The organism is Psychrobacter nivimaris, assembly GCF_009812035.1.
GTDB lineage: Bacteria > Pseudomonadota > Gammaproteobacteria > Pseudomonadales > Moraxellaceae > Psychrobacter > Psychrobacter nivimaris.
In genome coordinates this window covers 18,153-30,214 of record NZ_VZIZ01000041.1, presented here as the reverse complement: position 1 = coordinate 30,214, position 12,062 = coordinate 18,153, and the positions used below count along the sequence as shown (strand labels likewise).

The 12,062-nt window shown below is 39.7% G+C and carries 16 protein-coding genes and 2 pseudogenes; 6 read left to right on the top strand and 12 right to left on the bottom strand.

The window, feature by feature from the left end; all coding sequences use genetic code 11:
* The 6 genes and pseudogenes from FQV37_RS13235 to FQV37_RS13210 form a co-directional block, all read left to right on the top strand.
* Nucleotides 1-444 (top strand): annotated as a pseudogene (locus FQV37_RS13235) (hypothetical protein); the annotation flags it as partial.
* Nucleotides 441-2,480, top strand: coding sequence for a hypothetical protein (locus FQV37_RS13230; RefSeq protein WP_160023601.1), 2,040 nt, complete (start codon nt 441-443; stop codon nt 2,478-2,480). The pseudogene FQV37_RS13235 and the gene FQV37_RS13230, both read left to right, overlap by 4 nt.
* 1 nt (nt 2,481) lies before the next feature.
* Nucleotides 2,482-2,901, top strand: coding sequence for a hypothetical protein (locus tag FQV37_RS13225; protein WP_057758729.1), 420 nt, complete (start codon nt 2,482-2,484; stop codon nt 2,899-2,901).
* A gap of 105 nt (nt 2,902-3,006) precedes the next feature.
* Nucleotides 3,007-3,504 (top strand): elongation factor P hydroxylase, encoded by a 498-nt coding sequence (locus FQV37_RS13220; RefSeq protein ID WP_102094158.1) that lies wholly within the window; start codon nt 3,007-3,009, stop codon nt 3,502-3,504.
* A 394-nt stretch (nt 3,505-3,898) separates the two neighbouring features.
* Nucleotides 3,899-4,270, top strand: a pseudogene (locus FQV37_RS13215) (elongation factor P hydroxylase); the annotation flags it as partial.
* A 232-nt stretch (nt 4,271-4,502) separates the two neighbouring features.
* The gene (locus FQV37_RS13210; RefSeq protein WP_160023599.1) at nt 4,503-5,123 is read left to right on the top strand and encodes an L-threonylcarbamoyladenylate synthase; all 621 of its coding nucleotides are present in this window, start codon (nt 4,503-4,505) and stop codon (nt 5,121-5,123) included.
* A 130-nt stretch (nt 5,124-5,253) separates the two neighbouring features.
* Here FQV37_RS13210 and rplQ read toward each other — a convergent pair whose 3' ends face one another.
* The 12 genes from rplQ to rplF all read right to left on the bottom strand — a co-directional run bounded on the left by rplQ (nt 5,254) and on the right by rplF (nt 11,977).
* Nucleotides 5,254-5,613: a 50S ribosomal protein L17 gene (gene rplQ / locus FQV37_RS13205; protein WP_021813387.1), complete on the bottom strand. Its 360-nt coding sequence runs from the start codon at nt 5,611-5,613 to the stop codon at nt 5,254-5,256.
* A 19-nt stretch (nt 5,614-5,632) separates the two neighbouring features.
* The gene (locus FQV37_RS13200; RefSeq protein ID WP_021813386.1) at nt 5,633-6,640 is read right to left on the bottom strand and encodes a DNA-directed RNA polymerase subunit alpha; all 1,008 of its coding nucleotides are present in this window, start codon (nt 6,638-6,640) and stop codon (nt 5,633-5,635) included.
* 80 nt (nt 6,641-6,720) lie between these two features.
* Complete coding sequence (gene rpsD, locus FQV37_RS13195; protein WP_057758723.1) at nt 6,721-7,362, bottom strand: 30S ribosomal protein S4; 642 nt, start codon at nt 7,360-7,362, stop codon at nt 6,721-6,723.
* A gap of 48 nt (nt 7,363-7,410) precedes the next feature.
* Nucleotides 7,411-7,800, bottom strand: coding sequence for a 30S ribosomal protein S11 (gene rpsK / locus FQV37_RS13190; protein ID WP_010196728.1), 390 nt, complete (start codon nt 7,798-7,800; stop codon nt 7,411-7,413).
* A gap of 20 nt (nt 7,801-7,820) precedes the next feature.
* Nucleotides 7,821-8,177 carry a 30S ribosomal protein S13 gene (rpsM, locus tag FQV37_RS13185; RefSeq protein ID WP_021813384.1) on the bottom strand — a complete coding sequence of 119 codons (357 nt, stop codon included), beginning with the start codon at nt 8,175-8,177 and terminating at the stop codon, nt 7,821-7,823.
* Nucleotides 8,178-8,424: 247 nt separating this feature from the next.
* Nucleotides 8,425-8,541 carry a 50S ribosomal protein L36 gene (gene rpmJ, locus FQV37_RS13180; RefSeq protein WP_010196721.1) on the bottom strand — a complete coding sequence of 39 codons (117 nt, stop codon included), beginning with the start codon at nt 8,539-8,541 and terminating at the stop codon, nt 8,425-8,427.
* Nucleotides 8,542-8,572: 31 nt separating this feature from the next.
* On the bottom strand, nt 8,573-9,904 hold the full coding sequence (gene secY, locus FQV37_RS13175) for a preprotein translocase subunit SecY (protein ID WP_166739245.1): 1,332 nt from the start codon (nt 9,902-9,904) through the stop codon (nt 8,573-8,575).
* A gap of 19 nt (nt 9,905-9,923) precedes the next feature.
* A complete protein-coding gene (rplO, locus tag FQV37_RS13170; protein WP_057758719.1) occupies nt 9,924-10,364 on the bottom strand; it encodes a 50S ribosomal protein L15 in 441 nt (146 codons plus the stop codon).
* Nucleotides 10,364-10,543, bottom strand: a complete 180-nt coding sequence (rpmD, locus tag FQV37_RS13165; protein WP_057758718.1) for a 50S ribosomal protein L30 — start codon at nt 10,541-10,543, stop codon at nt 10,364-10,366. The genes rplO and rpmD overlap by 1 nt, the downstream gene beginning before the upstream one ends.
* A 20-nt stretch (nt 10,544-10,563) precedes the next feature.
* On the bottom strand, nt 10,564-11,079 hold the full coding sequence (gene rpsE, locus FQV37_RS13160; protein ID WP_010196711.1) for a 30S ribosomal protein S5: 516 nt from the start codon (nt 11,077-11,079) through the stop codon (nt 10,564-10,566).
* Nucleotides 11,080-11,081: 2 nt separating this feature from the next.
* The gene (rplR, locus tag FQV37_RS13155; protein ID WP_057758713.1) at nt 11,082-11,432 is read right to left on the bottom strand and encodes a 50S ribosomal protein L18; all 351 of its coding nucleotides are present in this window, start codon (nt 11,430-11,432) and stop codon (nt 11,082-11,084) included.
* Nucleotides 11,433-11,443: 11 nt separating this feature from the next.
* On the bottom strand, nt 11,444-11,977 hold the full coding sequence (gene rplF / locus FQV37_RS13150) for a 50S ribosomal protein L6 (protein ID WP_160023597.1): 534 nt from the start codon (nt 11,975-11,977) through the stop codon (nt 11,444-11,446).
* Between the last annotated feature and the right edge of the window lie 85 nt (nt 11,978-12,062).

The following is a 12,062-nucleotide window of genomic DNA, read 5'->3' as shown; positions in this document are numbered from 1 at the left end:
ACTCCTATAATTGTGCTTAGTTTACCAAGTTTAGTTGTACGGTTTCTTCAGCATAGCTCAAATGATCCTGTTAAGGCATTGGGCTTTAATAATGAAGCCCCCAACCCTTCCTGTGCTACATTTGAAAGTTGTTTGTTCTGTGAATTTTTTGCAATTCATATAGATTTTGAAGATATACATAAACTATTAAGTTTGAAGGAGGCTCTACTAAAGTCTTCTATGATTCGTGATGATCCTGAATATCATCTTCTCTCTATAGAACCATCACTATTTAGAATTGACGAGATTATCAATATTCTTAAAGGAAAAGATAATAGAGTAATTGAACTCGTTGATGATGCTGAACAAAAAATAAAAATGCAAATTTATAATGAGTATTGGGATGAGCATATAAATTTTCTCACTGTAGCCTCAGAATCTAACAGAAAAAGCTTAAGTTTATGACCAAAATAATGATGCGTGAACCCCTTGTTAAAGAGATACAACCAATATCTAAAGACCTAATCGAGAACCCATCATCTAGTTTGGTTATAACGCTTTCCAAGAGTGGAGATGCTTTATCATTATTCTCTGACGATATTTGGGACTATAGTGCTACTAGTAGTTTAATGAGGACTATTAACTTTAGAACTAAAATTAAGAACCTATCCTCATCTATTAATACCGACGGCAGAGAATTCAAATCAGCAGTTAAGTTTTTGAAAGTATTTGCACTCAATTGGATTTGTGAAATGAATGGATGTTCTATGTCAAAATTGAATGGCGACTTAGTCGCTATATCTTTTCTGATTAGTTACTGTGTAAACAATAATATTGAACTTGATAACGTATTTGCTGACCCTAATGCAATCTGTTTCTTAGTAACTAACAGCTCTGCAGAGAAACAAATAGGCTTGTATTTAGGCAAGATACAAAGGTTTATTGATACAGCATCTGTTTTAAATCGAAACAATTTTTGGTGCAATATACAACCTTCAGAAGAATTTTCAAGCAGTTTAAGAAAAACTAGAAAGTCTTTCCCTGAAACCTCTCAAGGTCTTCAAACTATGATTATCCCTTCACGCATTTATCAGAACCTGCTAAAAGATACCATTGAAAGCTTACAGACTTTTAATAAGCATGCTGAGAAGATATCATATGTTTTTTCTGCACGTACTAAAGTAAGGGATGAAGCTTTAAGACTAGATCAGAGTATGCCCATAAGTAAGCTTAATAAATCACAAACAAGTTTAGTCTCATTTTATTGGAAAACTGCCTTAAAGGCAGATAAAAAGCTAACTAATATTTTAGCAGAATTAACAGATTTAAACATCATCAAGAATGCTAGTTGGTTAAGTTTAACAATCAGCCTAGGTCAAATACAGATGAAAAGCGCTTTTGTTATAGCTGCGTTTACAGGTATGCGTAAAAATGAATTACTATCTATCCCTTTCAACGGGCTAAGACATATTCATTCCGATACTGGAAATATACCTGTAGTATGGTCAACTACAACAAAATTGGAAAGTAATGGAGTACCAAGATTTACAAAATGGGTAACAGGTTCAATTGTTGAAGAAGCTTTTGAAGCAGCTAAATTTATCACTCAAGGAGCTTTGAACTGGTCTGCTAATAAGAGTCAGGTGGAAGAAGATGAGAGTAAGTTACCGTTGTTTTTTTCAATTGAAAATGGGAAATCTGGAAAGCCTCATCCGCATTTTGATTATGCAACAACTGCCTTAAATAGCAACCTCATTCAAAAAATAATGTCATCAGAGCACTTATTGATTTCAGAACAAGACTTAAAGGAAGTCAGTCAATTTTTATACGGCGATGAAATACCTAATAATATTAAATTAGGTGAGCCTTGGCCTTTAGGCTTTCATCAGTTTAGACGCTCCTTAGCCGTGTATGCTGCTTCTAGTGGTTATGTTTCATATCCTACCCTTAAATCCCAGCTAAAACATATAAGCATGATGATGACAGTCTATTACACGGACTCAAACTCTAGAGCGATAAATATTTTAGGCAACGGCCCTGAAGTCAAAGCTATGGAAAAGGAATGGCAGGAGGCCCAAGCAAGAGTAGAGTCAGATAGTTTGCATGAATTGTTAGATAGCGGGGTGACACTAACTGGTGCAGCTGGTAAAAATCTACAAAAAAGAAAAGTAGAGAATAAGCTTCCTAAGTTCTTAGATAATAGAAATAGTACTAAGAAAGCAGTCAAAAATGGCAAAATTCGTTATCGATCTACTTTAGTTGGCGGATGTATGTCTATTAAACCTTGTGATAAAGGTGCTGGTGTATTGGCATCTGCTTGTATTAGCTGTGAAAATGCGGTGTTTTCACCAGAATCCAAAAGTATTTTGCTACAAACTAAAGATTTTTATAAGTCTCAACTCACTTTAGATATTCCAAAGCGTGTTCATCATGAATACGAAGTGAGTATTAAAAAAATAGACAGTCTTCTTTCAGTATTAGAAGTAAATCAAGAGAAATAACATGAAAACTAGCCAGGCAGAACAGGCTTATTGGGATGCTTTGAATCGTCTACAAGATGGTACAGCCAAAATTGTCAATACAAAGTCATCACGGTTTAAGTTTACTAGAGACGCTGTAGGTAGAGAGGCAGGTAAAGGAAAAGGGTATGTCCGTAATGAGAGATATCCAGAACTTTGCGAAGCAATAACAAAAGCGGAAGAAGAACGCAAAAATCGTGCTCAAGAAAAACCTAATACTTCTACTAAGTTAAAACATGAAAAAGAGCTCAAAATAAAAGCTAATTTGAAATACGACATGATAAAAGAAGAATATGACATTATAATGCAAGATTATCTTAACATTCTAAGACAGAATTTTGAACTTCAAAGAGAGTTAGCAGATTCTCCACATATAAGATTAGTGAAAAGATCTAATAAATAGCTTAATCTTGTTCCTGTTTAGCTCAAATACAATCTATGAATAAAGCCTCTCTAAAGCTTTATTTTTCTCATATTACGGCTATTAAGATGCCTTAAAAGTATTCCTATGAATGACGATCATTTGTGTAACAAACTAAAAATTTTATTTGAACATCTGTTTCCTACTCTAACCATAATTGGTGGAGTAGATGAACCCTACTATGAAGCGCCAAAAGCAGATACAAATGCGAAGATCTTTTTTAAAGAAAACTACCCAAGAAGCCTATTACATGAAATTGCTCATTACTGTTTGGCAGGGCAAAAACGACGCAAATTAGATGACTATGGTTACTGGTATACTGAATGTGGTAGAACAAGTGAAGAGCAAGAGCTATTTCAATTGGTTGAAGCAAGACCTCAAGGCTTAGAAAAGGCTATGTGTGAAGCTATAGGTATACATTTTTCACCTAGCTTTGATGATTTTTCAGGTCGACCGATATCAGAGATGTTTCTAAAAAACTTAGAAGTTAATTATCAAGAGATGATTACGAATCCTCCTCCTACGGCTAGAATAGCTTTAGAAACATTAATGCATACAGATTTTTCTACGTTAAGGGATAATTAGTTTATTAACTACATATTGCAAATTCATACTTACTTAATTTTAAAATTTCAAAGCAGTCATGTGAAGTATATTCATCAGGCTACTATTCAGCCGATGATAACTATAGTAAATATTCTAGCCTTCCCAATTTTATTGAAAAAACAAAGAATATCTACTAAGAGAAGAACCAACAAAAAGTCCCGATCTATTCATCAAAAATAAAATATTGATATGTCTCGATTGTATATACACGGCTAATATAAGCTTCTTAGTGCTTTGAAAAGTGATAATTCCAATGACTCACTTAATGTACAATATCTCCTTTTATGAGGAATATTGTACATTTTTTTATCAAGAAGCTGATTTTACATCATTACAATTACTTCTTTATCAATCAATAACTTAGTAATGTACATTTATAGTTAAGAGTTTACTAGAGCTAAGTCATTGGTGCGTGGCTGGTGATGCTCGTAGACAACTATCTGACTTTGGCTACTGGTATGCGCCAGATGGACGATCAGCGGCGCAGCAGCAAGCATTTGAGCGTGTAGAAATCAAACCTCAAGCATTAGAGTGTCTATTTACCTTGGCGTGTGGACGAAATTTCCAAGTCTCACAAGATAACTTGTTTGCCGACTTCGACACCAGTAGTAGCACCTTTGCTAGTGATGTCTATCAGCAAGTCCAAAGCTATATAGCCAAACCTCGTACTCTGCCGCGTGACGCTAAGACTTTACTGACTGCGTTACTTAGCGCTTGCACCTCTTCATCTGAGATCAGCGCTTAGTTTAAATTACTTAGCTTCCCTACTTATTAACGATTTTCTACGGTTGGTAACGCCTTGCCACTAAACTTATATCTACTTTGAGCTATACTGATAACTGGAGTGGTACTTTGAAAATATCGATCTGATTTAGTTCTAGAATAGTTTTTCTAATATATCCAGTGATTGAACCACATCTAACTAATGAAAAATTTGTCTCAATTAAAAACCAATAATTATAAAATAAGGAACCACTATGGAAGTTTTCTATATTCATCCCGATAATCCGCAGCCACGCCTCATTGAGCAAGCCGCTGACCTATTGCGCAGAGATCAGTTAATTATTTACCCAACTGATACCAGTTACGCTTTTGGTTGCCGTTTGGGTGCAAAGGATGCGCTAGCGAAGCTTAAGCAAATCCGTGAACTCGATGATAAGCATCAATTTACCTTACTATGCCGCGACCTAAGCGAAATTGCCAATTATGCAACAGTTGATAATGTGCAATTTAAACAGCTGAAAGCCCACACCCCTGCCCCAATTACTTTTATTCTTACTGCCACCAAAGACGTACCCAAGAAACTGGCCCATGCAAAGAAAAAAACCATTGGTATTCGTGTGCCTAGTAACCCTATTGCTCAAGCATTATTAGAAGCGATGGATGAACCTATCTTAACCAGCTCACTGATTTTGCCTAATCGAGACGATATTTTGGATGACCCGTTTGAGATTGAAGACTTACTAGGTAACCAAATCGACGGTCTCATCAATGCAGGTATAAAGACGACCAAGCTTACTACTATCGTAGATATGACTAGCAGCGTTCCTGAAGTTATCAGGCAAGGTGCGGCTGATGTCGATTCGTTATTACTCTAAGCAGCTAGTTATTGTTCTAAATAGCCAGTTATTGCCCTAAACAACTAATAGTATATTTAGTCAAATTTAAGACAAAAAAAAGCTCCAATTGCATTGGAGCTTTTTTATGGAATATGTCTTAGGTGTAAAACTAGTCACGATCAACCAATTCTACATAAGCCATTGGCGCATTGTCACCATCACGGTAACCGCATTTTACGATACGCAAATAACCACCTGGACGCGTCTGGTAACGAGGACCTAACGTGCCAAATAATTTGCCTACCATAGCTTTGCTACGCATACGGCTGAATGCTAAACGACGGTTAGCAACGCTGTCTTCTTTAGCCATAGTGATCAATGGCTCGGCAACGCGACGTAGTTCTTTAGCTTTTGGTAAAGTTGTTTTGATCAGTTCATGCTCAAATAATGAGTTAGTCATGTTCTGAAACATTGCCTTACGATGACTGCCGGTACGACCCAGCTTGACTCCACTCTTACGATGGCGCATAGTCAAAAATCCTTAAAGTTTAACGGCTACGATAAGAAAAGCGATCATCAACACGTAAATCAGCTGGTGGCCAGTTATCTAGGCGCATACCGAGCTCTAAATCTTTAGACGCTAATACGTCCTTGATTTCTGTTAATGATTTCTTACCAAGATTTGGGGTTTTTAGAAGTTCAGTCTCTGAACGCTGTACCAAATCACCGATATAGTAAATGTTTTCAGCTTTCAAGCAGTTGGCTGAGCGAACCGTTAGTTCAAGATCGTCCACAGGGCGTAATAGCACCGGATCAACCTCTTCTTTCTCTTTCACAGGCTCAGGCGCTTCTTCAGCTTCTAGGTCAACAAAGATAGAAATCTGTTGTTGTAAAATAGTGGCTGCTTTACGAATTGCTTCTTCTGGATCTATAGTGCCATTAGTTTCAAGCTCAATGATAAGACGATCAAGATCAGTACGCTGCTCTACACGAGCGTTCTCAACCTGATAAGCAACACGAAGCACAGGACTAAAACTTGCATCAAGCTTTAAACGTCCAATTGCTTTAGTATCACCATCTTCACGGCGCTGGTTTGCTGGCTCATATCCACGACCCATCACTACACGCAAACGCATCTTAAGATGACCACGATCGCTCAATGTACCCAAGACCAATTCTGGATTGATGATGTCAACATTGTGCGGCAACGCGATGTCTGCAGCAGTAATAGTGCCTGGACCTTGTTTATCCAAGGTCAAAAATACTTCATTTTGGTCATGAAGCGTAATTGCTAAGCCTTTTAGGTTCAAAAGCAAATCAAGTACGTCTTCTTGCAGGCCTTCAAGCGTTGAGTATTCATGGTCAACACCATCAATCTCAGCTTCAATGACTGCAGCACCAGGTAATGAAGATAACAAGATGCGACGCAGAGCATTACCTAGGGTATGCCCAAAGCCGCGTTCTAACGGTTCGAGCGTGACTTTCGCAATCGTTTCGTTAACCGTATCCACATTAATGGCATTCGGCGTTAGAAACTCAGTTGCATTTAGCATCATGATGTCACCTCGATTTATTAAACTGGTTTAATTAACGTTAATTGCTCAATGCCATTTTCATAACATTGAGCATTACGTCATTACTTAGAGTATAGCTCAACGATCAAGCTTTCGTTGATTTCAGCAGGTAGATCAATACGATCAGGCGCATGTTTAAACGTGCCTTGTAGTTTGCTGTGGTCAACATCAAGCCATTCTGGAATACCACGTTGTGTCGCTAATTCGATAGCGTTTTTAATACGTAGCTGTTCGCGAGATTTCTCTTGGATAGCGATGACATCACCATCTTGAAGCTGAATTGAAGGAATGTTCACACGAACAAACTCATCACGGCCAGCTTTTTTTACCATAACAGTACGATGACTGACTAGCTGACGTGCTTCTGCGCGAGTTGAGCCAAAGCCCATGCGATATACAACGTTATCTAGACGGCTCTCAAGCATTGCTAGTAAGTTTTCACCAGTAGCGCCACGCTTACGAGCAGCTTCTTTATAGTAGTTCGCGAATTGACGCTCTAGTACACCATAAATACGCTTAACTTTTTGCTTTTCACGCAACTGTAGAGCATATTCTGAGGTCTTGTTACGGCTTACGCCATGCTGACCTGGTGGACGACCAGCTTTCTTCGTTTTTACGTCATACGGTTTAACGCCAGACTTAAGGCCTAAATCCGTACCTTCACGACGTGATAATTTCAGTTTTGGTCCAATATAGCGGGCCATTGTTATGTCTCCTATAAGCTTTTAGTATAAAAAGCTTCGTCTTTAATATTAGACGCGGCGCTTTTTCGGCGCACGGCAACCATTGTGTGGGATTGGGGTTACATCAGAGATGCTGTTAACTTTATAACCCAATGCACCTAGTGCTCTTACCGCAGACTCACGACCCGGTCCTGGTCCTTTGACCAAAACATCGATATTCTTAACACCATATTCTTGGGCCGCTTTACCAGCGACTTCAGCTGCAACCTGAGCTGCAAATGGTGTAGATTTACGTGAACCACGGAAGCCTTGTCCACCTGAAGTGGCCCAAGCCAATGCATTACCTTGACGATCGGTAATCGTAACAATGGTGTTATTAAAAGACGCATGGATATGGGCAATGCCCTCCGATACTGAACGACGAGCCACCTTTTTGCGACTGCGAGTGTCTTTTGCCATCTTTTAGCTTCCTAAGTTAATTATCTTTTGAGAGGGCGTGTCGGACCCTTACGAGTACGAGCGTTGTTCTTGGTGTTCTGACCTCTAACTGGTAGGTTACGACGATGACGGATGCCACGGTAACAACCAAGATCAACTAAACGCTTGATGTTCATTGAAACTTCACGACGAAGGTCACCTTCAGTCATGTAGTTTGCAACTTGTGCACGGATAGCATCTAACTGTGTATCATCTAACTGACTGACTTTAGTAGTAGGGGCGATGCCAACTGCTTCTAAGATTTTCTGAGCAGTGGTACGACCTACACCAAAGATGTAAGTTAGTGAAATAACAGCATGCTTATTATCCGGAATGTTTACGCCGGCAATACGAGCCATTGATTTCTCTCCATTAAAGAAAAATAAGCGTTATCTAGCGATAAGGCTTTACTCTTCAGATTTGTTGCTGTTAATACTAGAGCTTTTATAGTCATTATCGATGTTTTGACTATAAGTCTGCTCATCGATTCTATTATAAAAGATTTTGTATAAACACGGCAAGTGGCGGATGATATCGCATCCGCCGTTATTTTTCAAGTATTAATTTAATTAGCAGCGAAAACTAGATGTTTTCCAATACTAAATATTAACCTTGACGTTGCTTGTGGCGAGGTTCTGCTGTACAAATAATATGTACACGGCCTTTACGGCGCACAACTTTACAGCTACCACAAATCTTTTTAACTGATGCTTGAACTTTCATAGCATGCTCCTTGAAATATCGTACCGCTCATTTAAGGTTGAGTGGGCGATTGAATTAACGTCTGATCATGATATTGATGGGTCATCAAATGCGCTTGAATCTGCGAGATGAAGTCCATTACCACAACCACCATAATCAGTAAAGACGTACCACCGAGTTGAAACGGCACACCAAACGATGACTGGACGACCATTGGCATTAAACAAATAACCGTCATATACATCGCGCCAATAAAGGTCAGTCGGTTTAATACATGATCGAGGTAACGCTGAGTTTGTTGTCCTGGGCGGATACCTGGGATATACGCACCACTACGTTTAAGGTTCTCTGCTACTTCACGCGGACTAAATACCAATGCCGTATAAAAATAACAGAAAAAGATAATCATTGCGCCAAACAGTACTAAATATAGCGGCTGTCCTGGAGACAACACCAATGCCATATTTTGAAGTATTTTCTGTACAAAGGTAGGATCAGTCGATTGACCAACCCACTGCCCTAAACTTGCAGGAAACAATAACAAAGAACTGGCAAAAATAGCGGGGATAACCCCTGCCATATTTAGCTTCAACGGCAAATGTGATTGCTGCTGAGCATAAATTTTGCGACCTTGTTGCTGTTTTTGTGCATAGTTTACAGGAACACGGCGTTGAGCACGTTCAATATAAACGATACCCGCAGTAACCGCGATACCTAGCAATACAAAAATAAAGAGTACAATCAAGTTCATCTGACCTTGATTGACCTGTTCAATAGACTGCGAAATCATACCTGGCGTACCAGCCACAATACTCGCAAAAATGAGCATTGAAATACCATTACCTACGCCACGTTCTGTAATCTGCTCACCAAGCCACATTAAGAACATTGCGCCTGCTACTAAAGAAGTAACAGCTGGAATATAAAAGGTAAGACCAGTAGATAAAGTAAGGTTTTGGCTGATTAAGCCGGCACACATTCCTAATGACTGTACTAGGGCTAAAGCAAGTGTTCCCTGACGGGTGTACTTATTTAGCTTGCGTCGTCCCGCTTCACCTTCTTTTTTGAGGGCTTCAAGCGATGGCAATACTGCAGACATCATCTGTACAATAATCGATGCTGAGATATATGGCATAATGCCAAGTGCCATGATAGACATACGCTCTAGCGCACCACCTGAGAACATATTAAACATGCTCAAAATGGTGTTTTCGTTGCGCGAAAACAGATCAGCCAAGTTAACTGGGTTAATACCCGGAACTGGAATATGTGACCCTAAACGATAAACAATCAATGCGCCGATTAAAAATAATAAACGCGTCCATAGCTCATCATACTTACGTATAAATGCGAATGGATTAAGCGGTATACCAGCCGATGACATTGATTGTTTTGACACGTTACTACTCCTCGATGCTACCACCAGCAGCTTCGATAGCCTGCTTAGCACCTTTAGTCACTTTAATACCTTTAAAAGTATAAGCTTTAGTGACTTCGCCTGATAGCATTACACGAGCACGTTTCATATCATGACGGATAAGGTTAGCAGCTTTAAGTGTTTCAAGGCTAACTACATCGCCTTCAATTTTATTCAGTTCAGAAAGACGTACTTCAGCAGTCTTCATAGCCAGTTTACTGGTAAAACCAAATTTTGGTAGACGGCGATATAGAGGCATCTGACCACCTTCAAATCCTGAGCGAATGCTAGAACCTGAACGAGATTTCTGACCTTTTACACCACGACCACCAGTCTTACCAAGACCTGAACCGATACCACGACCACGACGTTGGGCAGTTTTCTTTGCGCCAACACCTGGTGATAATTCATTTAATCTAAGACCCATTACGCTTCCTCCACTTTTACCATGTAGTTAACGCGATTGACCATACCACGAGTCGAAGGAGTATCTTCTACTACTACAGTATGATTAATACGGCGTAAACCCAATCCTTTCAAGCTCGCTTTGTGGCTCTTTAGGCGATGGGCACCCGATTTAAATTGAGTGACTTTCATTTTTTTCATCGTAACTCACCTAGTCTAAGTTAACCCAAGATTTCGTCTACAGATTTACCACGTTTAGCTGCCATCTTCTCTGGAGTTGACATATCACGTAAACCGTTAAACGTTGCGCGAACAACGTTAGCAGTATTGGTAGAACCATAACATTTAGTCAAAACATCTTTGACACCAGCAACTTCTAATACAGCACGCATTGCGCCACCAGCGATTACGCCAGTACCTTCAGATGCAGGTTGCATATAGACTTTACTAGCACCATGACGTGCTTTGATCGGATGATACAAAGTTGCATCATTTAGCTCAACAGTGATCATATTGCGTTTAGCAGCTTCTAGTGCTTTTTGGATAGCAGCTGGCACTTCACGTGCTTTACCACGACCAAAACCAACGCGGCCATTACCATCACCCACTACGGTCAACGCAGTGAAAGAGAAAATACGACCACCTTTAACAACTTTTGCAACGCGATCAACGGTAACTAAGCGTTCTACTAGACCGTCAGTCTGTTCATTCTTATCATTTTTATCATTTCTAGCCATGATTAAAACTCCAATCCGTTTTCGCGAGCAGCTTCTGCTAAAGCTTTAACTCGACCATGATATTTAAAACCACTACGGTCAAAGGCAACTTTAGTAATGCCAGCTGCTTTTGCGCGTTCTGCGATCATTTGGCCTACAGACGTTGCTGAATCAGCATTACCAGTCGCGCCTGAACGCAAGCTGCTGTCTAAGGTAGATGCCTGAGCAATCACTTCACCACCATTTGGAGAGATAATCTGGGCATAAATATGTTTTGACGTGCGGTTAACCGTTAAGCGATGAACGCCTAAGAAACGGATATGCGCGCGTGTTTTCTTAGCTCGACGCAGACGAGCTGCTTTTTTATCAAACATTTCAACTCACCTTATTTTTTCTTAGCTTCTTTGCGAATCACATGCTCGTCACTATAACGAATACCTTTACCTTTATAAGGCTCAGGTGGGCGGAAACCACGGATGTTAGCGGCTGCTTGACCAAGCTGCTGTTTATTGTTTGATTTCAAAACAATTTCAGTTTGCGTTGGCGTTTCAGCTGATACACCTTCAGGTAACGTGTACTCTACTGGATGAGAATAACCAACGTTCAAGGTTACTTTGTTACCAGTAACTTGCGCGCGATAACCAACACCAATCAACTGAAGACGTCTTTCAAAGCCTTCGTTCACGCCAGTAACATAGTTGTTAACAAGAGCGCGCATGGTGCCAGTGTGCATCATAGCTTCTTTTGAATCGACTGTAGGTGAGAAAATGATAGCATCATCTTCCTGTTTCAGCTCGACCAATGCATGCAGGCGTAAAGACATAGTACCGTTCTTGCCTTTAACTTCGACCTGCCGATCGTTCAAAGTAACGCTTACGCCGTTTGGCAGCGTCACTGGGGCTTTAGCCACACGAGACATAGGAATATTCCTTAAAAAATTTAACTTCTTTATATTAGCGAAAAAACTAACAGGCTAAAAAGCGTGTTAGTTTAGCATAGTTGAC

Excerpts from the sequence above, each read along its gene's own strand:
- FQV37_RS13230 (WP_160023601.1), top strand. The coding sequence starts at position 441 with ATGACCAAAATAATGATGCGTGAACCCCTTGTTAAAGAGATACAACCA.
- FQV37_RS13225 (WP_057758729.1), top strand. The coding sequence starts at position 2,482 with ATGAAAACTAGCCAGGCAGAACAGGCTTATTGGGATGCTTTGAATCGT.
- FQV37_RS13220 (WP_102094158.1), top strand. The coding sequence starts at position 3,007 with ATGAATGACGATCATTTGTGTAACAAACTAAAAATTTTATTTGAACAT.
- FQV37_RS13210 (WP_160023599.1), top strand. The coding sequence starts at position 4,503 with ATGGAAGTTTTCTATATTCATCCCGATAATCCGCAGCCACGCCTCATT.
- rplQ (WP_021813387.1), bottom strand. The coding sequence starts at position 5,613 with ATGCGCCATCGTAAGAGTGGAGTCAAGCTGGGTCGTACCGGCAGTCAT.
- FQV37_RS13200 (WP_021813386.1), bottom strand. The coding sequence starts at position 6,640 with ATGATGCTAAATGCAACTGAGTTTCTAACGCCGAATGCCATTAATGTG.
- rpsD (WP_057758723.1), bottom strand. The coding sequence starts at position 7,362 with ATGGCCCGCTATATTGGACCAAAACTGAAATTATCACGTCGTGAAGGT.
- rpsK (WP_010196728.1), bottom strand. The coding sequence starts at position 7,800 with ATGGCAAAAGACACTCGCAGTCGCAAAAAGGTGGCTCGTCGTTCAGTA.
- rpsM (WP_021813384.1), bottom strand. The coding sequence starts at position 8,177 with ATGGCTCGTATTGCCGGCGTAAACATTCCGGATAATAAGCATGCTGTT.
- rpmJ (WP_010196721.1), bottom strand. The coding sequence starts at position 8,541 with ATGAAAGTTCAAGCATCAGTTAAAAAGATTTGTGGTAGCTGTAAAGTT.
- secY (WP_166739245.1), bottom strand. The coding sequence starts at position 9,904 with ATGTCATCGGCTGGTATACCGCTTAATCCATTCGCATTTATACGTAAG.
- rplO (WP_057758719.1), bottom strand. The coding sequence starts at position 10,364 with ATGGGTCTTAGATTAAATGAATTATCACCAGGTGTTGGCGCAAAGAAA.
- rpmD (WP_057758718.1), bottom strand. The coding sequence starts at position 10,543 with ATGAAAAAAATGAAAGTCACTCAATTTAAATCGGGTGCCCATCGCCTA.
- rpsE (WP_010196711.1), bottom strand. The coding sequence starts at position 11,079 with ATGGCTAGAAATGATAAAAATGATAAGAATGAACAGACTGACGGTCTA.
- rplR (WP_057758713.1), bottom strand. The coding sequence starts at position 11,432 with ATGTTTGATAAAAAAGCAGCTCGTCTGCGTCGAGCTAAGAAAACACGC.
- rplF (WP_160023597.1), bottom strand. The coding sequence starts at position 11,977 with ATGTCTCGTGTGGCTAAAGCCCCAGTGACGCTGCCAAACGGCGTAAGC.